Source organism: Salmonella sp. K21076, from assembly GCF_039650795.1.
GTDB classification, from domain to species: Bacteria; Pseudomonadota; Gammaproteobacteria; order Enterobacterales; family Enterobacteriaceae; genus Salmonella; species Salmonella enterica.
The window spans coordinates 162,579-187,462 of record NZ_JBCLYA010000048.1 but is presented as its reverse complement, the minus strand read 5'-3'; the positions used below and the strand labels follow the sequence as shown (position 1 = coordinate 187,462).

The window sequence follows — 24,884 nt, the reverse complement described above, 5'->3', positions numbered from 1 at the left end:
CGGTAACTCGTCAGGCTCCCGGGGAGAAGATGACTTCAGCCTGTTTTTGTTAAACAAAGAAAAACTGACCATCACAGTGCCTCCGTCCGTTCACCAGGAAGCGCATACTGGGTTTGAGCATAAAAAGGAAAGACAGTGCTGTAGCCAGGAACAGGCGTATTTCCATTAGCCAAGTGCGGAAATATGTACATCACCATATCCGGATTAGGTAACCGGGGGAAAATCTGGCTCAGCTCATTCTCCTGAGTACGGCTGTAGCTTTCATCAATACGCCCTGAAGCCAGTGTTTCCTGAGACGAAAGACTCCGCCTGAGAGTCTCCCGCCCTTTGACAACGGCGTGAGATGTCGGAGCATTCCCCTGCCAGAGCTCCATCATTGAACTGTCTCCCGGAGGCAATAATTCATCTTTGCTGGATGAGCATCCACCAAGCGCGACACTGAACATGCCCGCTATAAAAAATAAAACGGGAGTTATTTTCACTGTACGTGAAGTGATTTTCTGATTATCAGTCAAGACCATAATGGCCTCCTGTTCCGGGCAAGCTGAAGTCATATCGAACCTTACGACCATGGTCTTCATAATCAACGGCCAGTTGACGAGTAATATGAATAGCGACATTTGCACCAGGTGGGACATACACCGCATCAAACGTCTGTCCGTAACGTTGTTTAACCCAGTCGGTAACTTCTTTAAATCCCCCTCCCAGCGTCTGCCCCAGTACCGCCTGCCCCGCATTGCCGGTTAAGGCTGATGTCACCCCACCATTCACATTGTTCTGAGTGGTATATTGATTTTGTGTTAACGCATCACCTGCGGAGCTTCCCATCCCCAGTAACGCAACCGTTGGCAGATAAGTTGAAGCATTAGATTTGCGCTCACCACTGATACAGGGAATTCCGTTGTTATCTGATATCCAGCCAATGCTGCCCCTGTCTCCGGCGTTGTCATTATTGTTGCCCTGAGTGTTTGCTACGGGTCTGGGAAGTGTTCTTATACGTCCATCGGAAAAAACAAACGTGATCGAATGTATCGTTCCTCTGACACACGAAAGCACCATATCCCCTGTAGCAGTCCCGGAAACAATAGCCCCCTCAACATCGGGCAATTCGATACCGTTTGCAGTTAGGTTATCCTTACCGATCAGGACTTTAAATGGATAAGGATCGGTGACTTTGTCATTAATTGGTATACGACCAATTAATGCCGTCATCGCCTTACTGCCTACCAGGGTTGAGTTCTCAGGCAACGTATAAACAGGCCGTGTATCGGACTCTGCACCGTTTCCGTCCAGTTCCTGCTTGTTTTTAACAACGCGATCGTACTCAGCTCGCTGACGACTGACGGGGTTATCATCCAGAAAAGAGGTGGGAAAGGTGAATTTATCATTATCACTCTGGCTTTGACCCTCTGTCTTTTTAGCATCCTGAGGAGATATCCAGATCACCTCCCCCTGAGTTGCAGAGGATGCATTCTCTGGATCCAGTCCAAGGCCAACCGGGAAATCGGTTCCTGAAGACGAACCTGTCGACACCATGTCAGTGTTTTGTCCCTGGGATTTCAGTGTTCCGGTCAGGTCATTGAGCTTCTCCAGTAGGAACGTTTTCTGTTTTTCAAGAGCCTCGTTCGTTTCCTGTTTTGCGGCATTTACAGCATTTGATATCTGGAGTCCTACCGATGAATTCTCACCCTTGAGCTTATTATTTTCAGAAATGAGTGCCTTATTTTGCTCATCCAGCACAGCCTGGCGGGCCCGGACATCACGCAACGCTCCAATAAGTGTACGTAGCGTGTCTGCTGACGTATCCCCCTCAATACCCAGTGCTTTCAAATCATCCTGGCTCAACTCAGTCAATGCATTAGTGGTTTTAGCGGGTTCAGGTTCAGTAGTATCTTTTAAACCACAGGCTTTAACGCCAATAAAACAAACCACCACGATCAATACTGGAAGTAAAACCTTCATCAGGCCATTGGCTTTAATTTGCATGCTGTTCCCCTTTTTTTACTGCCGGCAATACTGCAGGTTCAGCAATAAAGGCATTCTCAGGGCGCCCTCTGATCACAAGATAAAGAGTTGTTGTATCTTCAGGCGTACCAGCCGCCCCAAGCCAACGATGCTGGAAAGTCGCACTGACAAACGATCCTGATAAAGTCCGGGCATCAAGTATCACTTTGGAGGAAGAACGATTCCGGATTTTCAGTGCAACAACATTCAGTTCCTGAATACCCCATGCCCCTATTGGCGAAACAACTACATTCTCAGACGGATATAAAGTTGTGAGTCTCGAGGGAAGGCGTAAATTTACCGGATGAATTCCGGGTACAGCTTCAACAGTGCGTAGAGGGGCATACAGACTTTGTGCAGCATAACGAGTCAACACCACTGGCAATGGAGCACTGTACACCGGCGTTTTTCTGACAGTCTGATTTTTATCTTCTGTATCCAAAGAGGCGACTGGCAACGAAGAACCCGTTTCCATTCCTTTTTCGCTCACCGATAACACTTCTCCCGAATAAACCAGGCGAACAGGCTCAAGCGCCTTATTGTCATTTTTGGCAGCAATATCCAGTAATATAATCTCGCCCGATTCAACATCCTGCAGTTGAAGTCGGGTCTGTTCAAAAGGTTCGCTGGCCTGTAAATAAACCGTACCACCGCTGCTTTGAACCCTCAGTTTACCTTTGAGCATTGCCGGAAAACCTACACGAACGTTGCGGTCGACAAAGACAATTCGCTCATGGTTAACAGAAAGTGGAATAAGCAGAGGGATCCGTTCCCATTTCATCAGCTCCACAGCCTGTGCTGATGAAAACCATAAAAGGAGAATTATCGGCCACCATTTACACTTAAAATTAAGGACTTTAAACATCGCCATTAAAACATCCCCTTTTTCTCTGGCTCAGGGACCACTGCAGCTTCAAGTCGTTGTGGGACGCCTTTATAGCAATCAAGCGCCAGACCAAAAGCATTGCGCTCCGGATCACCTTCCCAGCGGACAATATGCAGGGGGTATCTGGCCAGTGCCCGTTTTACAGGTTCTGTGTGATAGTATTCATCGACTACCAAATCCAGACTGACCTCCCAACTGTCATCGCTCTCAATGATGACACTTTCAGGTTTGTAACCACGTTTGGGGATCTCATAAACGACGCGAACGCGATCAAGCAACTCACCTTTTTGACTCCGTAGCTCAGCATCCTTATTCAAAAAATCCTGGCATGATGGCGTAAGATAAGGACTCAACTGGGCAATTTTCATCGGATAGTCTTTTTCTCCGTCCTTCGGCCAGGCATTAATTTGCTGAAAAATATAAAAGGCAAAGCTGTAGACCGTACTCGGAGGGACCTCCCACCATTTACGCGTACTCCCGCTGCGTAAATCTGGCGGGTTATGTATTGTCAGGTCACTGGGCGCCCGCATCCATCCTGTAATAACCAGAATCAATAAGAGAAGCAGAACTCCACACGCTAATCTCAGGGTCAAAATATGCTGATCGCGATCCTTCAGAGCATGGCGAAATCGGCTCATATTCCCCCCTTGCGTACAGGCTTACTCCTGCGTAATGACCAGCGTCGATCATGACGGACCAGAACTTTGCTCCCGATACCAATATGGCTCAGTATTTTTTGAATCCGGAGGTAGAGGTAAAAATTGGGTTTATTACGTTTAAAACGAACCAGAAAGCGTCCACCGATAAAAATAAATATCAGTGGAGTGATAAGAGTACAGGTTGGAATAATTGGCCAGCCGATCCCCGTTACAAGCATCATTATCAGAGACAAAATTAAGCCTGACACGGCACCAATAAGTGCTGCATAGCCCAGTTCTGGTGTTGTAAACCCTCTGAAAACTACCGTTTCGGCATTCAGCCTGTCCGGTAAAAACTCGATTGTTTTCATGAGGCCACCTCAATTCAAAATCTTCGCGGCTTCAGTACACAACCAGACAATGACAACGAGAATGGCTATACCGACAACGACAATCGCAACAAATTTACCCCATTCTGCTTTACCGGAGCGTATTTCTGAGAATGTCGCCAGAATAGCGCCGGAAACCATATAAAATCCGACAGCACAAATGATTAGCCCCATCAGGACGAGAAACCCAGAAAACAGAAGCTTGATCGTTTGCATCATGTCACCCCCACCGCCCCCACCGGGAATATTGACCGTAGGTAATCCTGCATGAGAGGAGAAGCTCGCCACCAGTAACAGCAGAATCAAAAGACAGGGAAGTGGTACTCTTAACCCATGTTTACTCTTTGAAAGCATCATGTTTTCCTTTTAACCAAACAAATTATTCAGCTGGCGAACATCCATACTGAAAACACAACCAAAATGGCCGTACTGATAAAAAAATGGAGAGCATTTTGCTCAGTGACTTTTCCTGCCCGCCATCCACGAAACACAACTAATACCGACCAGGCAAACCACAAAAAAAGAACGCTCAGAACAAAACCCAGAACAAACTTATTAAGTACCGTAGGGTCGATACCTGACCCTGCTTTAAAAGCGTTTGCCTGTTCAGAATTCATAGCCATCAGGGCTGCTCCTTCCTGTATTGTCCAACAAGAGAACCTTTGTCTCTTGGCTGTGCCCGGGAAGGCTCCAGATAAGTTTCAATCCCCTGCTTCATGGTTTTCAAATCACGTGTTGCCCGCTCATAGTCGAAGAAGAAACGCCCGTCAGAATTGTCCTGTACCGCTACAATTTTCGCGCGTTCAAGCGCAGACTGGACCTGGTCCAGCTGCCTGAGAGCGAGGGCCAGTTCATCCTTTTCAGCTGCACTGACCATCTCTGGCAGAGAGAACAAACTGAGGACGAGTAAAAACCCTTAAAGGTCTGGAAGATAATTGACATCTTTGCATTACCACCTCTGTTTCATGGAGTACGTCTGTCACAACAGAGTGGCGAAATCAGGGAGGAGATGCAGCAGGAAACTCTTTATGCTTTTTTGAAATTTATATCCTCCCGGGGGGCTGGTGCCAGCCCCCCAGAGAAGACAATAAGTCAGCGGTTGACCCTGGCCGGTCACAGATATTTTTTGAATGTAGATGTCACTACAGTAACCGCCAGTCCCAGTAACAATGCCCCGGGCAGAAGTAACAGATTTGGATAAATCGACGCAGGCCATGACAAGTAAAGTAAGCAAGGGAGATAAACAGCCGGTTTAACAAACCGTTTGGCATGGTGATACAGAAAACTCGACTCATAACCCGCCCCGTAACGTCTCAGGTCACGACGACACAACCCGTCTATAACAGCGACGATGATAACCAGAACAAATAACGGGATGGATAAAACAAGAATTAATACCCTGACGGCAAAAACGACGGTGACATAAACCAGCGCAAGCAGATAATCGCTTAACACTGATAATAACCAGGCCTGCACTTGTCCCAGAAAAAAAACAACAGAGTCAGAACTGCTTAATGTCTCCCTTTGTTCTTTCTGAATCCAGGTGAGTAATCCACTGTCCACAAATGCCCATTGGTAAGCTGACGAAATCCAGCCCATCGTAGTTACTGATGGTGAAGAAAAAATAAGGCTTTGAGTAAAATCTGCTGATAAATAGCCAAGTTCTTTATTCATAACGGACTGGGAATGCAAAGCTCCCTGATCTGACCAGAAAAAAAACATTCCTGCCCATTCAATAAAAACACCAGCCATCCAGGATACCAGCAGAAAAGCCAAAAGCCTGACTGGCCAGATCCACAAAACAAGGGTCAGCAAACCTGGTGGCTTGCGCGGTGGTGGAGAACTTTGAGAGCTGTTTTTTTCTGTACTCATAGCGCATCCACCAGATTATCTCCGGGGAGCACACTCCCTGACCACCAGGTGTCTCCCGTTCGGTAGTGTTTACGCATTGTAGTGACAATACTCTGCAGGTTTACCGGCATCATTTCATCATCAACGGATGCCGGCAGCGGCATACGAATCTTCCATAATCGCCCTCCTTCCAGCAGTGCAAAAGCCTGCCCTTTAGGTAAATTCATTACTTCTGCAGGAGATAAAAGAGGAACACGTGTACTGCTTACTCTGTCCTGAACGTTGGATGTGAAATCACTCCCCTGATCCGGATTGGATATATCTGTCACACCGGAAACCAGTGTTTTTGTATAAATTTCAACTTCAGGTAATTGCGTTGTCAGCAACTCAGCTGTCGTTTTCTCTCTCACACGAAGCATAATCATATTATTGAAATTGCCTGTGACCTGGGCAGCTTTAGCTGCATTACCAATTTTGGCCTCAATATCTGACCAGGTCTGGGTATAGGCTGTAACTTCAATACCTGCCCCACCGCCTTTATTTATCATCGGAATGAATTCTTCTCCCATTAACTCATTGAATTCATCACAGTGAAGACTGATGGGTAACCGCTGGCTACTCCCTTCGGGCATATCATCAGACAGTCCGAACTTATAAATATATCCAGCTGTTGAAACCAGATCGGCAAACATACTGTTACCTACCGCAGAAGCAACTTCAGAATCTGAAAGAGCATCAAGACCGACGTAAACAACACCGCCTTTCCGTATAATTTCCTGCCAGTCTATTAATGGGCGCGGATCATTCATATCACTGTAGTCAGGAGATAATAGTGCCGCAGTTTTGCCTGTGGTCAGTTTTTCCAGAAGAGGTAACAATGAAGCGACTATTTTATCGAAATATGTTCGATCATAACGTACAGCGCTACGCAACCCATCCAGTACGGGATCGTATATTTTTTTGCCCTGCTCACTGGATAATGCCACTTCAATGGCCATAACCCGAATAGCATTAACCTGTCCCTGCATCGTACGTGGTAAATCATCCTCAGTCAGGATCCCCATCTGGTTTTGAACCATCAGCCACAACTCCGGAGCCTGTTGAGTCAGTAACTTCTCGGCATAGGTCTCATAAAGCTCTGCAATATTTGTTACGTACCGGAGGATAAGCGAATAATCAGGTCGCAAACCAAGAACGACAAGAGCACGAGCGATGATATTGACAAAGCGCCATGCAAACTCTTTAAACGCAGCGTTATTTCCTTCTCCCCCAAGCTGCCCGGCAACACGTGAGGCCACTTCAGATACGCGTCCAAAACGGCCGACTGCATTATAACGGGCACTGATATCTGGCCAGCCAAGATGAAAGATATAAAACTCGTCGCTACGCCCAGCTCGCCTCGTCTCAGCCCACATTCGTTTCAACAGATCAGCATCACCTTTGGGGTCAAAAACGATAGTGACATTTCCTCTGCGAATATCCTGCGTAATTAACAGTTCTGCCAGACGGGTCTTACCAACTCGTGTCGTTCCTAATACAAGAAGATGTCCAACGCGCTCGGTAAGACTCATCAAAACATTATCTTCCTCCATCTCGACACCATGTATCGCCGAATTACCACCAACAGGGGGTAATGGGCGTACCGGATTAAAAAATGAATCTCGTCTTGTCAGGCTACATAACCCAGGGAATGTATACTCATACCGTCGTTCAAACTGACGAGCCAGGGAGTAAAAAACTGACGGTTTCAGAAAGGGAGCAACTTCCGGCCGTTTCGTCTCAAGCAAACGTTGGGTATGCTTTTGCTCCCACATAAAGCCTTTCCCCAGAAACAAAAAATGTCGGCTTACCGGTATGGATTCACTGGACATCTGATACCGGGGTAACCGACGGATATTGCGTCGATAGCGCAAGATGCGCAAACCCTGACGAGTTCTGATTGTTGTGAAAATGGCAAAACCGGCTGCAGTCACATAACTGACCTGTGGTGCTAACGCCATCGACCATGGTGCGACAACCAGAACAAAAGTGGCAGCCCCGCCAGCCGCAGCTGAATAGAGTTCTACTGCTGGCCTCAATAACGCCTCCATGACATAACGGTTACTCATAGCTCCTCCTTTCACACTGTTATGTAACAACCGGCTGCCCGGCAACTGACTTTGTTACTGGCCGGTGGTACCAGCACTGGCGCCCCGCCAGCAAATCAAGTAGTCGCTGCCCGCTGATCAGTTGTATTGTTCGCCAGCACTGCAGGTAATTAACGCTCTTACTACCCGTCCGCCCTGTATGAATAAAAAATCCACAACATTGCTCCCGGGTAATCAGCTCTCCGAACTCACGTATATGCTGCGGAGAAATAGTCCGTCTGTAGCGTTTTGCCTGAATTAACCAGCGCTTTCCGTCAATAAAAACCTGCCCGTCAAGTCCGCCATCGCTACTGTAGGTCTGGTTTCTCACAACCAGGAGTCCCTGCCTCTCAAACGCCAACAACAGCAGCTCTTCAAACACATACGGGTTAATTTTTCGAAGATACTTTAGACGGGCCCCGTCTGAATCAAGCGCTGTCAGACGGCACAGCACACGCTCCGCGTTCTGTCGGTAGCGCCGGTGCCGGCGGTCGCGTGCGGACGGCATTTTCTTACGCCATATGGCAGGAATGAGAAGACAGAAAAGTAAAAGAAGAATGGCAGTGATCATGAGAGCACCCTACTGGGCCAGACCGGTGGCGGTAATCAACACCGGGTAGTGGTTGAGATGCAAACGACGCGCTATTTCGCTTGCCGATGCCGGTAGCAGAATGACATCAGGTATGATTTGCTGAAGTTCCGACAACGCGTCCTTATCGCTGACATTCACCACCAGACCTGTAGCATGAAGTCGCTTAAGCTCATCACGCCGCATCGTCAACCACTCGCGTGAAAGCGAATCATCCCCAACAAGAAAGACCGGTGTCATCCCGTTCAGATTTAACTCACGGGCTTCCACTTTCCCTGCACGCATTTCCGGTGTGGTTACGGGCAGCATATCACTTACATCCGCAGGGGCTGCGGTTACAGACGCGCCCGTGGCGTTCAGTGACCTCGGCGGAGTGAACTCGTTGTTCTTATTATTGATGGCATCAAAAAGCGGCGCTGTTGGTTCTCCGCCAAGATCAGCAATCACATTGAGTGCTGCCATCGATGATGTTGTCAGCAAAATACTGACCATTAATGTCCTGAAAAAAAAACAGACAGAATAAAGTTTCACTGACGGGACTCCCTGGGTTCAACCCATTGCAATTCACGGTTGTAGTGTGAGAAATGGCGCTGTGATGGCGATATCTGTGCGATCTGAAGTTCGGAGTACGTTACTGGCGCGTTTAAATCCAGTGTTGCCAGCTTGCGTTTCACGATGGACTTATAGATTCGTGCTGGTTTTCCACCTGCAGGATGGTGATAACACCCCGCGGCCTGTATCCAGCTTCCCGGATTGTTGTCATAACAGGATTTAAGAATACGGGCGGCAACCCGAAGGTTGGTATATGGATCCAGCGCTTCGTAGTAACTGCTGAAATAAGTTCCATTCCAGCCCAGGTTAACCTGCGCGATCCCAACATCAATCCGCTTTAACGGATAGCGACGCATGAACGACAACATTGCGTCATACGCTTCCTGGCGGGAGTTATACCGATACCCTTTCCCGGCAACATTGAGTGTCCACGGCCACGGTCGCTCTCCATGTGGTAGTTTTCGGGATGTTTCTGCAAGAGAAACTGAATACAGGGCTTCAGCGGGTACGCCGACTTCAGTTGCCACAAGGTGGTAACCCGGGGGAATTGTTTGCAGACCGCGTCCCTTTTCTACCGCAGCTGCACTACCAACACCCCCGATAAGAAGGATCAGAACAGGGACGCTGTATCTGGCTGCTGTCAGAATGCTGCGATTTGCCATCCGGAGACTCCCTGCTGAAGCATAACCGGCATATATCCCTGACCATACTTCAGCCAGTTGCCGTTATCGTGGTTGAGGGTTATCTGCCGGCTACGAACTTTATCGACCGGAATATGATGTGCAAGCGCCCACTGGCGAATGGTGTCATCACTGCCGCCACTGTCGACCAGGTAAATATCAACCGGACGGTTATCTGCCAGAACCGCACTTACTCTGGCATCGCACGGTACACAGTTGCGCTTCACAAATAACGCCAGTCTTCCCTGTGTATCATGGGCAATACCGCTGGCATTGCCCATGTTTACGGAGAGAGTATTGGGATAAAGGCGTTTCCAGGCAGCATCCACTTCCCGCTGAAAGGCCAGCTCCTTTTCACCCCGGGCATACTCTTCCTTCACCCACATTTCAGCAAAACGCCGGCGTTCGCTTGCCGAACCGGCCTCCAGCCCCAGTGCCATCAACGGGTCAATGCCAGGTGACTGAAATGCTCTGGGACCTTTAAGTACCTGTTGATACTGCTGCCATTCTTTTTCGCTGAGTCCCCATGCCGTTCCTGACGTTTGCGTCCTTCCTTCTGTAGTCGTATTTTGCTGCTGGGGTGCGCTTACACTGCGACCCGTACTCACTGATGCAAGAGCAGGCAGACTTACGATAACAGCCAGCATGACTGACGCAGTCCACTGCCGGAGGCAATTTAACGTTGATTTCATCGGTTTCATCCAATATTTCTCCCTGATTCAGAGCGTTAAACGTTGTACCTGCCCGTTAACCTGAAACTCAGCCTGGTTACCGCTGATGTTCACCAGCACCCAGCCTGACAGACTCTCTCCTGGGCTTACCATGCGCAGCTGTGTCCAGCCACTGTTCCCCGCCGGCAGAATAACGGCGTAAGCCTGCCCTCCCCTGCGTTCAATACTCACCAATGTGAAAGGCGGCTTAATGACCCGTGGTTTTGACGACTTTTTTGCGGCAGACTGTCCACCTCCGGGAGACGGGGTCGCCTTCGTGGCAGTCGCCACAGTGCGTTTGCTCCACGTGTCTTTCCAAGACGCGAGGGTATCTATACGCGAAGTCTGCTCAGTCAGCGCTTTATGAACAGCGTCGAGCTTCATGCCCGTTTCATCCTCTCGGGCAACAGCCCTGGCAGTCGCCGCCTGAGTCTCTTTAACCTCTGTAACCAGCGAAGAAAGTTGCTGCTCAAACGCGGTGAGCCGCAGCTCCTGCTCACTCAGCCTGAGCTGCCATTTTTCTCCCTGCAGTTTCGGAACGAATTGTTGCTGCCTGTCTTCTATGGCCTGCATACGATCGGGAAGTGTCTGCAGCTGTCCGCTGCGGAACGCCGCATCAAGGGTGGTAAGCTGTATCTGCTGCTGACGTACTGTCAGCCAGAGGAATAAGACAGCACCCAGTAATAAGCAGTACACCAGAACGGATGACACTTTAAATATGAGGGAACGGCGGTCTGAAGAAGGATGCCACAGACGACTCCTCTTTCCCCCCAGTCGGTATGCAGCTGACTGTGCTGAAGTATCTGGTGTAACAGTGATATCAGACGTATCAATAGCCGGTTCGGCAGGTTCAGTGAGGTGAGCGGATAAAGGTAAATCATTATCTGACGGAATATCGACAGAAGATGCCGTCGTTGTCGTCATGGTATAAGTCCTCCGGAAAACGGTTTTCGCCATGACTATGCAAAAACAGTTCAGCGGATACGACAGACAAATCAAAACTCAAAAGTGAAAATAAGGGATCCAGATTAGCGTCAGGAACACAAACTGGCAGCCTCTTGAAGATATGTGCGATATGGAGATAAAGCGTTGACGGGGCTCTTTGCCGCCCCACACCCCGCAGACTGCGTCGCCACCATTCCCCGTCAGCGGGCAATGCCGGCAACGCAGTGATGATCTCCCTGTAAGTCATCACTTCAACCCTGCGATAGGCGCCTGCCAGTTCATTAAGCCATGCCTGCAAGCGACCAGTTCCTGTGAAGGCGAAGTTTTAAGCCTAACCCCCTGTCATGGTTAGTTCACCCAGTACGTCAGTTCTTCAGCAACATGCCAGTTGACGCCATCCTTATAAGTTGTTGCCGCATTCGCAGTTCCTGATAAAGCGATAAGAACAGAGAAATACACCCGTTTTTATTTCATAAATTGATTAATCAGGAAATGCTTGGAAATTCACCCTTAGGTTTATCGAATATCATAGCAGGAATAACCGCCCCATTATCCAATGCCTGCATTTGTCGCGCTGAGAAAGTGAAATAACGTAATCGGATAGGAGGATATTTTTCTACTTTATCTTTTGTATACCCGCCAAGAGTGATACTGGTTATACGCCGCAATTGATTATATGCCTGCTGAACCTGCTCATCCTGCCAGTCTAGTGCCTGATATACCCTGAGGAGCCCGATCGGCTCACCCGAAATAAGGGGGCGATAGCGCAGACACAACCCCACACTTTGAGGTTTACGCCCCTGCTGCCAGAAGAAAATTAACTCAACCGGATCCACTGACTGAATTGACTGCAGACGGCATAACAGAGAGGGGGTCTGCACAGCCCAGTCGCGCTGGCCGTCAGCCATATCTACCGGATAGGAAGAGTTTCCCAGCAGCCAGTTAACATCCACATCAAACCATGTCGACAATTGCTGCAGCAAAGGTTTGTTCAGGAGATCAAGCGTCCTATCCTGACTCGCTAATACACTGGCCCTTATTCCCCAGGAAGCCAGTAGCTGTGCCTGTTCGATAACATTCAATCCATGAGCATCCAACAGCAGACAGAATCGCTCATAAAGCGTGGACGTTCTGTCCGCTATACTCTCTCTCGCCTCTGCTACAATGCCATCAATACACATACCAAACATAGCGGCCCGGGATATACCCAGATGCTCTGCGCACCTGTCCAGAAATACCCGAGTTTCCGGCCGTATTCTTACTGAAAACTGTGCACTGGGTGCAGATACTGATGCCCCCGTTTCAAGTGGTATTTCACCAGATCGCATTAATGCAATTAGCGCGTTATAAGTTGCATTCATACTGACAACCTTAAATATTTTCCTGGATACAAAAGAGTGAAATTCAACTCATTTCATTTTTTCAGTTCTGCGTTCCAATGTAATAGAAAGATTAATCTCATTTATTCATCAGGTATAATGGAATATTTCGGTCGATTTGTTCTAATGTATGAAGAAGATTAAAACCATGTCGACGTGAAATCGACTGAAAAATATAATTCTAAAAAAATATTTATTCCGCCAACCGATGAATGACTACCATTATCCCCTCCTCAGAAGGCAATTGAATAAGCCGCCACTCCTGTAGCAGCATTTGCGCAAAAATAGCAACACGTTCCCAGCGCGGAAGCGTAATGGGAGCGATCCGACAGCGATATCCCGTCCTGTGTGAAAGAACCTGACAGGTAAGCGCTACCTGAGCTGGCCGCATAAGATGTGAACGGAAAAAAACGGGACGCACCGGCCGCGCCACGAGGGCTGTCTCCAGTGCCTGAACAAATGCCTGGTGATAGCGTCGGGCCTGGCGGCGGTTCATCGCCCCCACCCGATCAAGCAAGGCAAGATGTACAGCCCAGTATTGACGGCGACGATACGTTACACTGAATACAGCAAACCCTTTCCAGGGCGTGAACAGCGCAATTAACGTAAAACACGGGCAATACAGCGCCAGACAGAACATCACAAACAAAGCGTACTCCACCCCTCTGTCCTTTTTTGCAGAAAATGAACGGCAGCAGCGTACCCCCTTAACGACGAGAATAAATCACGTAAATGACTATCCGTAACGGCAAATTTATCAGGCAGCACTCAAAAGAGGATGGATCATTACCCGCTCATGCTTGCCTTCCGGCAAATCCCCGGGGCGAGGCACACGCTCTCCCCGCTGAGCCGCTTTAGCCAGCGTTCGTAGCAACAGAACACCTGCAGCCTCCAGCGCACTCTCCCTCGATGCCGCTGACACTGAAAGATTGTCAAAATCGGGTAGGTGAACACGAAAACCACAACAGCCATCTGATCCTTCATTAACGGATTCAATACAGGCAGGATAAGGGACAAAATAGGGAGCAATCTTTTGTGTTTGTCTTCGGCGAGCGTCAAGTTTACTGACAAGCTGGTATGCTCTGAGATGGGTATAACGTTTGAGCATATTCAGGGAACGGTGGCCGGAAATAGCCGCCACTTCCATAACGTTGAGTGTTCCCAGTTCAAACAGTCGGCTAATTGCTTCATGACGCAGATCGTGAAAATGGAGATCGACGATATTCAGGCGCTGCAGAGCCACCCTCCAGGCGCTTTTAAAACCAGATGATGAATAGTGAAAAACATTACCGCTAAGTGCGACCGTCATTCCCTGTAGCAAATGACGCGCTTTGCGGGATAAGGGAACATCTCGCGAACTGCCGTTTTTTGTCATTGGCAAATGGGCAACGCCATGCTGCAGGTCGATATGTTCCCATCGAAGTGACAAGATCTCTCCTTGTCTCATTGCTGTTTCAATGGCGAGGTGAAATATGGCGTGAAGCGCTGGATTCTGTTCCTGGAAGTAGCGGGATAAGCGCCGTTCCTCTTGTGATGTTAAACGTCGATCTCGTCCTCCTGATATTTTTGGCTTACGAACCATTTCAACGGGGTTAGTTCTGCATGTTCCCCACTCTACGCTGGCCAGATTATACAGTGATGACAGTAAAGCGAGTTCGAGCCGGACTGTGTTTCCTGAAATACACCGGCCGGTACGCGTATTCACCTGAGACAACCGATCATCGCGGTAAGACGCAATATCCACTGTCGTGATTTCATCCATCATCTTCTCTGCCAAAGGATGTCGCTGAATGACCCTAACACGATAGAATTCCTGCTGATGCCCCCGTTTATGCACAGACACAGTGGCGTAGTATTTATCAAGGGCTTTCGACAGAGACATTTTTTTTATGCGTTGTGGGCGAGACATTGCAGATACCTTTGCGAGAAGAATTGAGGTTTTTCTCCACCGTAACGAAAAACTCTAATACCCTCAATCCTCGTAAGGACATACGTGCCAATCCGGTATCTGGGTGTCGGGTCAAAACAGATTCACTACACAGCTCTACGACATAGGGCAGAATGTGAATGCGCAGTACATAGGCATTCATGCTTATTGCAGTTGGACACATCTATTTTCTGCTCCTCTAGGGGGGCGCCAGAGGGTCTACAATGTAGGGAACGCTTGGTATGTCACGAATACCCCTTACGGAGGTTTTCAAACAGGATCGACTGTTTCCGTAACATGCCTGAATCTGCCGGGTGCAGGGCTTTAATTCATAATCCGGCGCCAGGTAAGTTCAAACAGGTTACCGAAATAGTACCTCCGGATTCGTAGTTCCCCCATCTGTAGTTAGAGATATACCAGCCGTTGGAACCGTTCGAGTGTATCTCCTGAAACCCGCCCAGAGGTGAACCATTGAGATATGTCCATGCGCAGTAGGCATGCACTCCAATATACTGATTTCTTACATTTTTACCGACGTTAAATGTCTGAATATTAAAGTTCAGCCGATAAGAACTCCAAATACCGGATTGGCACGAAAGTGTGGCACCTGCTGTATCACGACTTATTGCACCATTTACAGGACAAGCAGTGCTGGCAACATTAATCTTATCCAGCGTTAAAATACCGCCTGCCGATACGTCCCCATCCGAGCGAATCTTCCCACCGCGAATTTCACCACCGGTATAAAACCCCTTGTTATTCAGGATCCGTAACCAGTCGTTATCTGACATATACAAACCACCACCATGGGTCTCATCCATCCAACCTTTACCACTGCGGGTTACAATCCATCCCCCTGTGCTTCGAATATCTCCCCCCGCAGTGATCGGACCATTACTGACCAGACTTACGCCAAAATTCCCATTCTGGCCAGCCACATTACTGGCCGTAACAGTGCCGACGCTATTCAGGTTATTTCCTCCCATATCAATAGCTGTGTGCATCTTGTTCAAATCCGGACGACCATTGACCTGAAAACGATACAGCCTGTCCCCGTCTTCACGCGCCCCTGACAGGTCATCCGTGCTCAACATGACGGCCAGATGACCTCTTCCGGTGCTGGTCCCGTAGGAGGACAGCGGAATTCGCCAGCTGCGCATCGCTCCCACCGCCGTTTGCCCGTCTTCAACGTATCCTCCGAAGCCGGCGGTAATGTCTTTCGAGATCTGGCTTAGCGCTGTAAAAGGCATAGCATGACCACCGCGGCTGACCACCATGCCCTGAAGCAACTCCTGATTTTGCTGATTCCGGACTATCATCGCCTGATACTGCTGGCCATAACTGTTGGTCTCACTAAAGCTCGCCGGCAGCAAACCTGTATTCTTCAGCATTTGAGTTGTTACCACTGCAGGTGTAGTTGTGGTCGCTGATGCCAGCACCGTCGGATAAAACTTTCCAACATAGGATGAGACTGCCTGAGTGAAACGATTGGTTTGCATGGCCACAACCTGCCACTCACGGGATTTCAGATAATCTCCCATATATCTGGCAGCCAACGAGGCCATCACCAGAACAATGAGTAACCCGGCTCCCACGCTCATCGCCACAAAGCCGCCATCATGTTTTTGTTTTTTCATCTCAGTATCCACTCAGGCTGGTACAACCTATCCACAATGACTGGTATGCACCCTGCACACAGCCAGGGGCCCAGAACCCCACAACGCAGAAAGTCCCGATGGACTATCCACTGCCACAACATAAAACCACTCAGCCCAAAAAACGCCGCCTGCAGTGCATCCGTTACCCCCATCCAGCCTACCAGGGCACAAACCAGCCAGACATCTCCCACGCCAAGCTGAGGTCGCCGTCGGTTAACACCGTGACAAATAGACCCCATCACCACCGCCATCGCCGCAGTTTCCATAAAGCGAAGTTCCGGCTCCCGATGAAAAGCGAGACAGAACAATAATCCGCTACATAAACAGGCTGCGGTAAACGGTCGGGGCAACCAACCGCTGGTCGCATCCATCACTCCCAGTTGCAGCAAAAAACTGCACATAAACAGCATTCCGATACGTGTCATCCAGACCTGAGGTGCCATAAGTATCAGCAAACCCGTTACCGCAAACAGCCAGATACCCACCACGACGGCACAATGGCGTGAGATATCCACCTCCGCTGCGGCCAGATAAAGACGTACCGGCCTTAAAAGTACCGCCCCGAAAATGGCGCACCCGATAAAAGCAGGTATGGCATACACAGGAGGAAAAATGGTACCGATAAGAGAGACTGTCATTGAGCCCCCGTTTGCCGCTGATAAATTTTCCAGATCCGGTTTGCATAACGCTCCCGTGTTTCATGCCGGTCAGGCCGGAAACCTGCGTTATAAGAGCCCAGGCAGTTCCAGCTCACCCCACAGACCTGAAAATGTTTCGCAAGGATCCACGTTCCAATCTGCACATTCAGGCAGGGTTTGTTCAGCAAATCATTTTTGTCCCTGATGACCCCCATCGAGACAAGACGGGGAATATGCGTAGAATTCACCATCATCAGTCCATAATCCGTGCTTTTGATTTTCCCCGTTTTTTTGTCCCGGTTATCATTTGTTGCATGCGGATCAAGATTACTTTCACCAATGGCCATGGACTTAATCAGCAGCGGGGAGACATGGTATTTCGCCGCAGCGGCATCAAAGCAGAATGCCTGTACCCACAGCGGCACACTGCACAGCGTCATGAATAAAGCCAGTCGGGAAAAATATCCACACATCCCGCCTCCTCAGCCGTTGTAGTTAAAAACCAGCGTATTGGTACCGGTCCGGCCATTATCTGCAGTGCATTCACTGCTCGCGATTTCTGCCGTTACTTTCGCATCGGTGTGGTTATTGCCGTTTATTTTAATACCGGACGTGCCGCCTGAACGGCTCATACCTGTTGAAATGGATACGCAGGCAGATTGCGGAACTTTGTTTGTGGTAATGGTGAACCCATTATTAAATCCGGTTCCCCCCGCTGTATCCGGCGCCACCACAATCTGGCCACCCCATGAGTTCCACAGTGTCGCGGAACCGGAAGCAGGGTCTCCACTGACCGTCATCCCTTTTGCCGCCCCGGCCTGAATTAACGTGTCGGTCATTTTAGCGCCACTGGTAAAAGCATAACCGTCAACGCCTTTCATCATGCCAATGGTGTTCGTGGCCAGGGTCTGATAGTTTGTCAGCTCCGTACCCGCATCCTTTTTACCCCACATCGACCAGACCGCCGCGGCTATCACCCCAATGATCACCAGAATAAACAGTGCAGTGGCACCGGCATCTGCCGACATTCCCCGGTCAGGCCTGTTGCATGGATTTAATGTTGATACCTCATTCATCATCTTTCCCTCTGTTTCATTTTTCATTGAATTGCTTAACATCAGTACTGCCCCATACTCTCGGTCATCGAAGTCGCCTCAATCACCGCCACGACCACAACGCCAATAAGCGCAAATAACATCACCATTGAGAACAGCATCACGGCTATTCCCCGTCGGTTAACTCGCTTCACAGTTTCCTCGAGCCATTCCTGCCCAAAGCGCGCAATCATCTGAGCGGCCCCGTCCCCACTGACCATAGAGAGATAGTTCACGGCTTCTTTTGAGGGGAAGGCATAACCACATTCACGCAGCGCCATACCAAAAGAGGCCCCCTCCTCCACTTCCTCCATCACTGCGTTCAGACGTACAACGAGCCAGGGAGAAGCAAAGCGGTGGATAACCTGCAGCGCAGTCAGGGTTCTGACCCCAGCGCACAGCAGAGCCCCCATATTGATGAGAAAAATCGCGCCCTGAATATCACTGTAAACCGCCCAGGGTACATGTCTGTCCGCAAGACGACGCAGACGGTCCGGACGTATCCAGTTCGACAGGGACCACCTGGTCCATGCGACCAACAGTGCCAGCCCGGCCCCCATCACCACGCCATGCTCAGTAAAAAAAATCAGCAGGCCGTTAAGGCTTCCCAGCACTCCGGTCCATGTCTGCGGATCTGACATCCCGGCCAGCGTTGGAATAAGCTGCGTCTGAATAACACCCAGCGTGCCACCGAGCATCGCAATGCAACCTAGGGGATAAACGGCCATCCTCATGATCGCCTGTCGGATACGCCGCCGGCAGTCAATCAGGATTTCCGCCTCTGCGAGCGCCTCAGGTAACCGACCACTGAACATACCCGCGCTGATGAGCGCCGCCTCCTCCGCCGGAACCCAGTTTGCAAGAGCATGCTCAAGGGAGTTATCCCCGCTGTTGTCAGTGAGTGCCGCCCGGCAGTCGTCCACCAGAAAACCGAAACCATGAGTCCGCTGCCCAAAATCGGTATACATATTGCTGATTTGCTCCAGCGCCTCTAACAACTTCACGCCATTTCTCATCTGCAACGACAGCATGCGGTAAAAACGCAGACGGTATCCGGACGTAAAAAAACGTCGCGCCAGCGCCCGGCGAAGACGGTATAAAGGACTCATGCAACCTCCTTCAGCGCAGCCATCCCGGCAGCAACGCCTTCTTTAATGGCTTCCTCAACACCCTGCTTCATCCCCTCTCTGACGCTGGCTGCAATTACCATGGCAAGGCGTTCAATCAGCGACGTATCAATGTCACTCGACGATGCAACCTGATCACTTACCACCTGCATCACCTCATCCTCATCAAGAGGAATAATCAAATCGGCATCCAGTGGGTCAACCAGCCCGTCATTCAGTTTGTGAAGCAGATGAATGCGACGGGTAATCCCCCCCATTTCACGGATCCAGTAAGCTTTTGCAGCTTCCTTACCCTGCTGTAATAACAGCCTGAAAAGCGTAGAATCCGTGCGAACCACCTCCGCCACCACACTGCGTCCGGCCACCCCCTTACCGACTGTTGCCACCTGTTTGCCACCGATAATGACCGCCTTCCGGCAGGTCGGGCACCCCTCCTCATTTCTGAAATGAAGATTTTCGGGCTGACAAACCCCCTCCACTGAACAGTACTTTTCCAGATATTCACGTTCTTCGGTGGTGAGATGTTCTTTTTTAACCGACCAGGGAATACGGCACTCGGGACACAGCACCTGAACCAGACGCTGGCTGATAAGCCCGACCAACAACTGGGCATCTGCCACCAGTCCGGCATTTGCACCCATCGTTATCATTCGCTCAGGGATGGAAAAGGCCGAGTTTGAATGCAGGGTACTCAGCACCAGATGGCCGGTCTGGGCGGCAAAAATCCCGGCCAGAATGGAGATAAGGTCACGAAGTTCACCAGGTAAAATGGCATCCGGATCGAGACGTAACGCTGAGGTCAGCACCCGCTGCCAGGCCAGCCTGACTTCCGCCTCATCGGCTTTGTCACAGATAATAGGAGTCTGTATTGCCCCAACGATGCGTCCCTCCGGCGGATCTTCAACCGTCAGTAGGCGCTTTTTATACCGGGTACGCTTCAGATAGAGGTCGCTGCAGGCACGCAGGGTGGTGGATTTCCCGGCTCCGGTCGGGCCGGACAAAATAATCATCCCTTCTGGCAGGCGCAAAGTGCGCTTTATCAGGCGGATTTGTTTCGGCAGAAAACCGAGTTTTTCGAGCGTGGGAACCACATCACCATCATCCGGGATCACGCGCATCACAAAGTGAAGGCCATCTGCTGTCGGGGTGTGGCTGTAACGGGCGCCAAATAACCCCACCTTTCGCAGAAACTTTGCAGCCACACGACCATCCTGTTTTCGGCCGGCGTAGAACTGGGGTTCGGTCACATCACACATGGAAAGGATGATAGTGGCCGCCTGTGCTTTTCCGTCTTCTTCAGCCAGTTCCGAAACGGTCTCCAGTTCACCGTGCACACGCATCTCGATGCGCGTCAGTCCTGGCCGGGTGGTACCGTGAATATCAGACGCGCCGATATCTTTCGCGACCATAAAATAGTTGAGAACATCGCCCTGACGGCTGCTGACCTCTTTTTTGATGTCCTCAAGGCGAAGTCCTTTTTCTCCCTTCTCTGACTGCTGGCGAGCCATTTCACTGTACCTGAGCAACTCTGAACGGGTTACCAGCCTCATTGTGACACCGGGGTTTTCCTCCATCAGAGACATTACCTTCTGCTGCACCGCCACGTCGGTACGCCGCTGGCTGTCAACCAGCAGCTCGAGGATCGTGGTGTCCGGGTTGTGGTAAAGCAGAACCGCATCGTTGTGTTCAGACATAATTCGTCCCTAAAACGTCAGTTGCTGACCGTCACTGAGCGTGACGGATGAGAGCGTTATTGCCTTCACCTTCAGTGATGTCCCCGGAATCACACTTCCCGTCTGTACCAGGCTTTGTCGGCCATCCGGAAATGACAGCGTGGCCTGCAGGGCGTTACCACGGCCACTCACTTCCAGAACCGTAATTCGTCCAGTTGCAGGGGGGGTGTGAACAGGAGTCGCATTCATCTCTGCCGGCATTCCCATAACGAACGGACTGGTCGTGGGCACATTGCCAACATCCCCCGGAGTTTGTGCAGAAGTCAGCTCTTTTAGCAGTCGGGCTGCCTGAACCTTTGCCTCCAGGAGCAGGTTTTTCCCCTGCAGCGCCTCCAGCTGTCCGGCCGTCACGCTGTTACCGGGGAAAATGGGGACTGTATCTGATAAGTCTGCAGAGGATATCGATGCCGCTGCTTCCGTAGCGGGTTCACTGGCAGGCATTGCAGAAATCACCTCTGCGGAAGGAGGAACTGCGAGTGTGGGCTGCGAAAATGCCCCTGCGCTGAACGCCATCAGGAGAACACCACTGATGAAAACACTATTTTTTGGCATAAGCATAAAGATGCCCCTCAATCTGATAAGTAAACTGTCCCTGAGGACTCAGGGTGTAACCCACAGAACTCAGCCGTACCCCCTGCATATCGAGTCCCTGTAAAATCCACTCAGGCATGTGTTTATCAGTGATACTGAACGTGTATTCATGCCAGTCCTGTATCGGCTGGGGCGCATCGTTGCCGGCACCATCACCGGGCATCGCGGGAGGAGTTTTCACTTCGGACAGAGAAAAACTGACCTGGCGTGACTGAAACCACGACACCGCCTGCATCAACTGGGTCCCCGCATCCGGCGCAGTCTCATCCTGTAATGTGAATTTCGCCCATGGAATAAACACCACACCTTCGTTGCCACCTGAAACAAGGTTGAATACTGGTGTACGCTTAAAAACCTGCTTCACCCGCTCCGCAAAGCCTGCCGCCGTCCCACCGGGCTGCCGCTGGTACACCGTCTCCAGCCCCTCAGCACTGCAACGAATCCGTTCGAGACGCCAACGGTCAAGACTTACAGGAACTGCGGCGCGCCAGCGCTGACAGCGGTTCAGAAAGTGTCTGGCCACAGGCATATCTGCCCAGGGATGTGGAAGGTAAACAGGTTCAGGTGTTTTTTTAAACACGTCCTGCACCGGTGCCGGTAACTCCTGCACGACAGGCGCGACCGGAGGTTCGGGTAACCTGCTCCACCAGACTGCACCACCAAGCAGGGCAGCCACTGACAGCACTCCCGCCCCGTATGGCCGCAAAGGATTAGACACGCCCGCCACTCTGGCAAACCGGAGCTGTGCCGAAGATACCTGACCGACCAAAGTGTTCCAGGACAAGGGGAATTCCGGTGATGAAGGTATCGTCCATCCGTCCTCAGGAGCAGGGTTGAAGGACAGAAAGAGCTCTCTCGCCCGGATGATTTGATCTGGAGTTCCGATCACATCTGCCATCGGAGATGGCATCCCCTTCACCGTGGCCAGAAAGACCTGTCTGCCATCATCAAGCTGGTATACCCCATAGCCATTGGGTGTACACTGCTGGCTGAACAGCGCCGCCAGGGAATACAGCTTCTGGTGACGCCAGCCGGCCTCAATTTGCCCCAACGCGGTCAACCGGCTCTTGCCCTGCTTCACCGTCAACACAACGTTCAGAACACCCCGACGTTGTACAGGGGCTCGACGTACCGACTTTTGCTTTTCTTCCCAGCGAAGCCCCGCTACCCAGTTCTGGCGCTGCCAGCGCAGAACCTGCGTACGGGGCTTGCCGGATAACGGAATATCTGCCATATCAGCCACCGTTCCCCATCAGCTCCGGGGTGATAATAATGACCAGCGTACTACGAGAATCATCGCCGTCCCGACCGCCACCCAGCAGGAAATTACCCGGGGTAAAGGTGCCGTTTTTGGTCATCCGGGTATTACTCTGATCAAAACCTGTCAGCACCAGTGCCTGCCCTGCGCGAAGGTTAGTTTTCTGGCTGAGCGAGCGGAGTTTGGTGTACGGCATCTCGATGTACGAGTTGCCGTCTTTGGACGTGAAGTTACGAATAGTCGGTGGGTCAGACAGGTTGAATGCCACCTGCAGTTGCACGTCACCACCATCCTGAATCAGTGGCAGTAACGTCATGTTGAAGCCGGTAGTCATCATACCCGGCGTCAGGGATGTGGGCACCCACATCGGTTGTGGTAGTAGTTGAACTCTGTGCCACGTAGACCGTCTGGTCGGCCATCTGAATAGGTACAGGTGTAAGGTTCGTGGTCACGCTACCCTGCGAGGTGACCACACTGACATCGCCCTGCTCTGACAGAGCTTTAATCAGCAGACTGGAGCCGGCAAATTTAGCCGCACTTCCGGTTGCTGAATCCAGAATAGATACCGACGCCGACGTTGCGTTGGTGATATCACCACTTACATTATTGAGTGAAGCACCGGCTGAGCGCAGGGACTTGTAAACGATATTCCAGTCCAGTCCCAGTTGTTCCTTACGTGAAGTACTGACACTCAGTACCTGAACGTTGAGCCTGACCTGGCGGTTCATCTGACGGTTCTGCTGCTCAACATACGCCGCGATACTGTTGAGTACAGAAGGGGTATCCGTTACCGTCAGAGTGCCGGTACTGGCCGACAGCCAGAAACGTCCCTTTTGCGGAGTCACCATGGTTTCCAGCGTCTTTTTCATATCGTCATAGACATTACGGCTCTGGTCGACCGTCGTCTGCTGCGAAGAGCTTGAATCCCCTGACACCGAACTGTTTGTACTGCCACCACTGGTTCCCATACTGCTTGTTGAACCCGAGGTAACACTGGCATTACTGGTAATATTGGTATTCAGAAATGTGAACTGGAAAGTACGCGTCTCCAGGAGTGAAAACAGAATTGCCCCGTTATCCATACGCGGGGTGAGGCCTGTCCTGGCCGAAATCATGTCCAGCAGACCGGACAGTTTGCCCTGCCAGCGCAGGCCACTCAGTACCACTGGTGTGGCGGTCGCGCGTGCCGAATCAACAGCGCCGCCCAGTTGATCCAACGGAATTCTTCCATTGTTATCCGGTGTGGCTTCGGGGTTGCCTTTACCGGCAGGTATTCAGAACGGGGATGTGGTCTACCTCAATTAGGAAAATCTTTAATGATAAGAAAATATTACAAAGTCAGGCTCCGTATTGCAGCTACAGCCATCGTCGCCGCACTTTCGCTGCCGGCCTGTACTTTTCAGGAAATGGACAGGATGTCGCGCAGTGCGCAAGCCAGCGGTGATATTGCCCGCGGTCATGTCAGTGAGCAGATGCGATCCTCACAGGGAGCGCTGGTCTGGACGGATAAACCCTGGGTCAATCTCAAACCCGTCCCGACAGTGTCACGGGGTATCCCTCAGGAAAACTTCCCTGACTGTCAGATAACGCTGGCACGGGACGGACTGACTCTGCCGGAAGTTGGAGAGCGAATCACTGCGCTTTGCGGCGTCAGGGTAATTTTTTCACCCGATGCGCTGGCAGCAGGTCAGTCGTCCGGTACCACGCGGGCACTGAATGGTCCATTACCGATACCGGATAACCAGACCAGTTGCCCCTGCGTCACCGTGCCAGTTAATGCCGACCCACCTGACTGTTCACGCAGCGCATCCACCAGACCCGGGACTTCAGGCATCCAGACCCACAGCCGGTTAGCCACAATGACATGTCGGATACGGCTGTCAGGAGCCACCGGCAGGGCCAGTTCTGACAAGGCGACCGTTCCGTCCGTCAGGGTATGTCGGTAGCGCCAGTCATTAATTCCCGCAGCCAGCAATAACATTTGCCGGGCCAACAGATACGAACTCCCCGACTGCTGCGCTTTGACAACCTCGCTTCGCTGAGTGGTCTGGACATGTCCGACGACAAGCAGAAATACTGTGCCCAGAGCGACAATGAACCAGCCCATAG

General features: G+C 50.8%; 28 protein-coding genes and 1 pseudogene. All 29 read right to left on the bottom strand.

Going from position 1 to position 24,884, the window contains the following annotated elements:
- Positions 1–71 precede the first annotated feature (71 nt).
- Positions 72–521 carry a TIGR03751 family conjugal transfer lipoprotein gene (locus tag AAYN39_RS17555; RefSeq protein WP_000244536.1) on the bottom strand — a complete coding sequence of 150 codons (450 nt, stop codon included), beginning with the start codon at positions 519–521 and terminating at the stop codon, positions 72–74.
- On the bottom strand, positions 508–1,986 hold the full coding sequence (locus AAYN39_RS17550) for a TIGR03752 family integrating conjugative element protein (RefSeq protein ID WP_001165842.1): 1,479 nt from the start codon (positions 1,984–1,986) through the stop codon (positions 508–510). The genes AAYN39_RS17555 and AAYN39_RS17550 overlap by 14 nt, the downstream gene beginning before the upstream one ends.
- The gene (locus AAYN39_RS17545) at positions 1,976–2,875 is read right to left on the bottom strand and encodes a TIGR03749 family integrating conjugative element protein (RefSeq protein ID WP_001240640.1); all 900 of its coding nucleotides are present in this window, start codon (positions 2,873–2,875) and stop codon (positions 1,976–1,978) included. Before AAYN39_RS17545 ends, AAYN39_RS17550 begins: the two co-directional genes overlap by 11 nt.
- Positions 2,875–3,528, bottom strand: coding sequence for a PFL_4703 family integrating conjugative element protein (locus AAYN39_RS17540; protein ID WP_000086082.1), 654 nt, complete (start codon positions 3,526–3,528; stop codon positions 2,875–2,877). Before AAYN39_RS17540 ends, AAYN39_RS17545 begins: the two co-directional genes overlap by 1 nt.
- Positions 3,525–3,899, bottom strand: coding sequence for a TIGR03750 family conjugal transfer protein (locus tag AAYN39_RS17535; protein ID WP_000848326.1), 375 nt, complete (start codon positions 3,897–3,899; stop codon positions 3,525–3,527). The genes AAYN39_RS17540 and AAYN39_RS17535 overlap by 4 nt, the downstream gene beginning before the upstream one ends.
- 9 nt (positions 3,900–3,908) lie before the next feature.
- Entirely contained in the window at positions 3,909–4,274 is a 366-nt protein-coding gene (locus tag AAYN39_RS17530) for a TIGR03745 family integrating conjugative element membrane protein (protein WP_223228898.1), read from the bottom strand.
- A 26-nt stretch (positions 4,275–4,300) separates the two neighbouring features.
- Positions 4,301–4,534 carry a TIGR03758 family integrating conjugative element protein gene (locus tag AAYN39_RS17525; protein ID WP_015899494.1) on the bottom strand — a complete coding sequence of 78 codons (234 nt, stop codon included), beginning with the start codon at positions 4,532–4,534 and terminating at the stop codon, positions 4,301–4,303.
- A gap of 5 nt (positions 4,535–4,539) precedes the next feature.
- Complete coding sequence (locus AAYN39_RS17520; RefSeq protein WP_001686573.1) at positions 4,540–4,812, bottom strand: RAQPRD family integrative conjugative element protein; 273 nt, start codon at positions 4,810–4,812, stop codon at positions 4,540–4,542.
- Between the two features lie 218 nt (positions 4,813–5,030).
- Positions 5,031–5,789, bottom strand: coding sequence for a TIGR03747 family integrating conjugative element membrane protein (locus tag AAYN39_RS17515; protein WP_010989289.1), 759 nt, complete (start codon positions 5,787–5,789; stop codon positions 5,031–5,033).
- On the bottom strand, positions 5,786–7,876 hold the full coding sequence (traD, locus tag AAYN39_RS17510; RefSeq protein ID WP_000071290.1) for a type IV conjugative transfer system coupling protein TraD: 2,091 nt from the start codon (positions 7,874–7,876) through the stop codon (positions 5,786–5,788). The genes AAYN39_RS17515 and traD overlap by 4 nt, the downstream gene beginning before the upstream one ends.
- A gap of 19 nt (positions 7,877–7,895) precedes the next feature.
- Positions 7,896–8,465, bottom strand: coding sequence for a restriction endonuclease (locus AAYN39_RS17505; protein ID WP_000626967.1), 570 nt, complete (start codon positions 8,463–8,465; stop codon positions 7,896–7,898).
- 9 nt (positions 8,466–8,474) lie between these two features.
- Positions 8,475–9,014, bottom strand: a complete 540-nt coding sequence (locus AAYN39_RS17500; RefSeq protein WP_001772605.1) for an integrating conjugative element protein — start codon at positions 9,012–9,014, stop codon at positions 8,475–8,477.
- Positions 9,011–9,697, bottom strand: a complete 687-nt coding sequence (locus tag AAYN39_RS17495; RefSeq protein ID WP_000013624.1) for a transglycosylase SLT domain-containing protein — start codon at positions 9,695–9,697, stop codon at positions 9,011–9,013. Before AAYN39_RS17495 ends, AAYN39_RS17500 begins: the two co-directional genes overlap by 4 nt.
- Positions 9,676–10,362 carry a TIGR03759 family integrating conjugative element protein gene (locus tag AAYN39_RS17490; RefSeq protein WP_223229647.1) on the bottom strand — a complete coding sequence of 229 codons (687 nt, stop codon included), beginning with the start codon at positions 10,360–10,362 and terminating at the stop codon, positions 9,676–9,678. Before AAYN39_RS17490 ends, AAYN39_RS17495 begins: the two co-directional genes overlap by 22 nt.
- Positions 10,363–10,434: 72 nt before the next feature.
- Entirely contained in the window at positions 10,435–11,349 is a 915-nt protein-coding gene (locus AAYN39_RS17485) for a hypothetical protein (protein ID WP_000214158.1), read from the bottom strand.
- A complete protein-coding gene (locus AAYN39_RS17480; RefSeq protein WP_001149494.1) occupies positions 11,306–11,668 on the bottom strand; it encodes a hypothetical protein in 363 nt (120 codons plus the stop codon). The genes AAYN39_RS17485 and AAYN39_RS17480 overlap by 44 nt, the downstream gene beginning before the upstream one ends.
- A 187-nt stretch (positions 11,669–11,855) precedes the next feature.
- Positions 11,856–12,731 (bottom strand): hypothetical protein, encoded by an 876-nt coding sequence (locus AAYN39_RS17475; protein WP_000994659.1) that lies wholly within the window; start codon positions 12,729–12,731, stop codon positions 11,856–11,858.
- Positions 12,732–12,942: 211 nt separating this feature from the next.
- Positions 12,943–13,410: a hypothetical protein gene (locus tag AAYN39_RS17470; RefSeq protein WP_000455463.1), complete on the bottom strand. Its 468-nt coding sequence runs from the start codon at positions 13,408–13,410 to the stop codon at positions 12,943–12,945.
- A 96-nt stretch (positions 13,411–13,506) separates the two neighbouring features.
- Complete coding sequence (locus AAYN39_RS17465) at positions 13,507–14,658, bottom strand: site-specific integrase (RefSeq protein ID WP_000089603.1); 1,152 nt, start codon at positions 14,656–14,658, stop codon at positions 13,507–13,509.
- 347 nt (positions 14,659–15,005) lie between these two features.
- The gene (locus AAYN39_RS17460) at positions 15,006–16,313 is read right to left on the bottom strand and encodes a shufflon system plasmid conjugative transfer pilus tip adhesin PilV (RefSeq protein WP_000744276.1); all 1,308 of its coding nucleotides are present in this window, start codon (positions 16,311–16,313) and stop codon (positions 15,006–15,008) included.
- On the bottom strand, positions 16,310–16,972 hold the full coding sequence (locus AAYN39_RS17455) for a prepilin peptidase (protein WP_000218700.1): 663 nt from the start codon (positions 16,970–16,972) through the stop codon (positions 16,310–16,312). Before AAYN39_RS17455 ends, AAYN39_RS17460 begins: the two co-directional genes overlap by 4 nt.
- Positions 16,969–17,412, bottom strand: coding sequence for a lytic transglycosylase domain-containing protein (locus AAYN39_RS17450; RefSeq protein WP_223228896.1), 444 nt, complete (start codon positions 17,410–17,412; stop codon positions 16,969–16,971). Before AAYN39_RS17450 ends, AAYN39_RS17455 begins: the two co-directional genes overlap by 4 nt.
- Before the next feature lie 42 nt (positions 17,413–17,454).
- Entirely contained in the window at positions 17,455–18,051 is a 597-nt protein-coding gene (locus AAYN39_RS17445) for a type 4 pilus major pilin (RefSeq protein ID WP_024131234.1), read from the bottom strand.
- A 38-nt stretch (positions 18,052–18,089) separates the two neighbouring features.
- Complete coding sequence (locus AAYN39_RS17440) at positions 18,090–19,175, bottom strand: type II secretion system F family protein (RefSeq protein WP_000074784.1); 1,086 nt, start codon at positions 19,173–19,175, stop codon at positions 18,090–18,092.
- Positions 19,172–20,887: an ATPase, T2SS/T4P/T4SS family gene (locus tag AAYN39_RS17435; protein WP_001289222.1), complete on the bottom strand. Its 1,716-nt coding sequence runs from the start codon at positions 20,885–20,887 to the stop codon at positions 19,172–19,174. The genes AAYN39_RS17440 and AAYN39_RS17435 overlap by 4 nt, the downstream gene beginning before the upstream one ends.
- Positions 20,888–20,896: 9 nt before the next feature.
- The gene (gene pilP / locus AAYN39_RS17430; RefSeq protein WP_014341558.1) at positions 20,897–21,277 is read right to left on the bottom strand and encodes a type IV pilus biogenesis protein PilP; all 381 of its coding nucleotides are present in this window, start codon (positions 21,275–21,277) and stop codon (positions 20,897–20,899) included.
- A 187-nt stretch (positions 21,278–21,464) separates the two neighbouring features.
- On the bottom strand, positions 21,465–22,751 hold the full coding sequence (pilO2, locus tag AAYN39_RS17425; protein ID WP_000763621.1) for a type 4b pilus protein PilO2: 1,287 nt from the start codon (positions 22,749–22,751) through the stop codon (positions 21,465–21,467).
- Between the two features lies 1 nt (position 22,752).
- Positions 22,753–24,016 (bottom strand): annotated as a pseudogene (locus AAYN39_RS17420) (PilN family type IVB pilus formation outer membrane protein); the annotation flags it as partial.
- Between the two features lie 446 nt (positions 24,017–24,462).
- Positions 24,463–24,882: a type IV pilus biogenesis protein PilM gene (gene pilM / locus AAYN39_RS17415; RefSeq protein ID WP_000539682.1), complete on the bottom strand. Its 420-nt coding sequence runs from the start codon at positions 24,880–24,882 to the stop codon at positions 24,463–24,465.
- Positions 24,883–24,884: the final 2 nt, after the last annotated feature.

What these genes read in the sequence shown, in the direction of transcription:
- AAYN39_RS17450 (WP_223228896.1), bottom strand. Translation starts at nt 17,412, where the DNA reads ATGACGCTGTGCAGTGTGCCGCTGTGGGTACAGGCATTCTGCTTTGAT.
- AAYN39_RS17440 (WP_000074784.1), bottom strand. Translation starts at nt 19,175, where the DNA reads ATGAGTCCTTTATACCGTCTTCGCCGGGCGCTGGCGCGACGTTTTTTT.
- AAYN39_RS17555 (WP_000244536.1), bottom strand. Translation starts at nt 521, where the DNA reads ATGGTCTTGACTGATAATCAGAAAATCACTTCACGTACAGTGAAAATA.
- AAYN39_RS17485 (WP_000214158.1), bottom strand. Translation starts at nt 11,349, where the DNA reads ATGACGACAACGACGGCATCTTCTGTCGATATTCCGTCAGATAATGAT.
- AAYN39_RS17540 (WP_000086082.1), bottom strand. Translation starts at nt 3,528, where the DNA reads ATGAGCCGATTTCGCCATGCTCTGAAGGATCGCGATCAGCATATTTTG.
- AAYN39_RS17525 (WP_015899494.1), bottom strand. Translation starts at nt 4,534, where the DNA reads ATGAATTCTGAACAGGCAAACGCTTTTAAAGCAGGGTCAGGTATCGAC.
- AAYN39_RS17455 (WP_000218700.1), bottom strand. Translation starts at nt 16,972, where the DNA reads ATGACAGTCTCTCTTATCGGTACCATTTTTCCTCCTGTGTATGCCATA.
- pilM (WP_000539682.1), bottom strand. Translation starts at nt 24,882, where the DNA reads ATGGGCTGGTTCATTGTCGCTCTGGGCACAGTATTTCTGCTTGTCGTC.
- AAYN39_RS17505 (WP_000626967.1), bottom strand. Translation starts at nt 8,465, where the DNA reads ATGATCACTGCCATTCTTCTTTTACTTTTCTGTCTTCTCATTCCTGCC.
- AAYN39_RS17495 (WP_000013624.1), bottom strand. Translation starts at nt 9,697, where the DNA reads ATGGCAAATCGCAGCATTCTGACAGCAGCCAGATACAGCGTCCCTGTT.
- pilO2 (WP_000763621.1), bottom strand. Translation starts at nt 22,751, where the DNA reads ATGGCAGATATTCCGTTATCCGGCAAGCCCCGTACGCAGGTTCTGCGC.
- AAYN39_RS17530 (WP_223228898.1), bottom strand. Translation starts at nt 4,274, where the DNA reads ATGATGCTTTCAAAGAGTAAACATGGGTTAAGAGTACCACTTCCCTGT.
- AAYN39_RS17465 (WP_000089603.1), bottom strand. Translation starts at nt 14,658, where the DNA reads ATGTCTCGCCCACAACGCATAAAAAAAATGTCTCTGTCGAAAGCCCTT.
- AAYN39_RS17545 (WP_001240640.1), bottom strand. Translation starts at nt 2,875, where the DNA reads ATGGCGATGTTTAAAGTCCTTAATTTTAAGTGTAAATGGTGGCCGATA.
- AAYN39_RS17535 (WP_000848326.1), bottom strand. Translation starts at nt 3,899, where the DNA reads ATGAAAACAATCGAGTTTTTACCGGACAGGCTGAATGCCGAAACGGTA.
- AAYN39_RS17460 (WP_000744276.1), bottom strand. Translation starts at nt 16,313, where the DNA reads ATGAAAAAACAAAAACATGATGGCGGCTTTGTGGCGATGAGCGTGGGA.
- AAYN39_RS17515 (WP_010989289.1), bottom strand. Translation starts at nt 5,789, where the DNA reads ATGAGTACAGAAAAAAACAGCTCTCAAAGTTCTCCACCACCGCGCAAG.
- AAYN39_RS17550 (WP_001165842.1), bottom strand. Translation starts at nt 1,986, where the DNA reads ATGCAAATTAAAGCCAATGGCCTGATGAAGGTTTTACTTCCAGTATTG.
- AAYN39_RS17435 (WP_001289222.1), bottom strand. Translation starts at nt 20,887, where the DNA reads ATGTCTGAACACAACGATGCGGTTCTGCTTTACCACAACCCGGACACC.
- AAYN39_RS17445 (WP_024131234.1), bottom strand. Translation starts at nt 18,051, where the DNA reads ATGATGAATGAGGTATCAACATTAAATCCATGCAACAGGCCTGACCGG.
- traD (WP_000071290.1), bottom strand. Translation starts at nt 7,876, where the DNA reads ATGAGTAACCGTTATGTCATGGAGGCGTTATTGAGGCCAGCAGTAGAA.
- AAYN39_RS17475 (WP_000994659.1), bottom strand. Translation starts at nt 12,731, where the DNA reads ATGAATGCAACTTATAACGCGCTAATTGCATTAATGCGATCTGGTGAA.
- AAYN39_RS17490 (WP_223229647.1), bottom strand. Translation starts at nt 10,362, where the DNA reads ATGCTGGCTGTTATCGTAAGTCTGCCTGCTCTTGCATCAGTGAGTACG.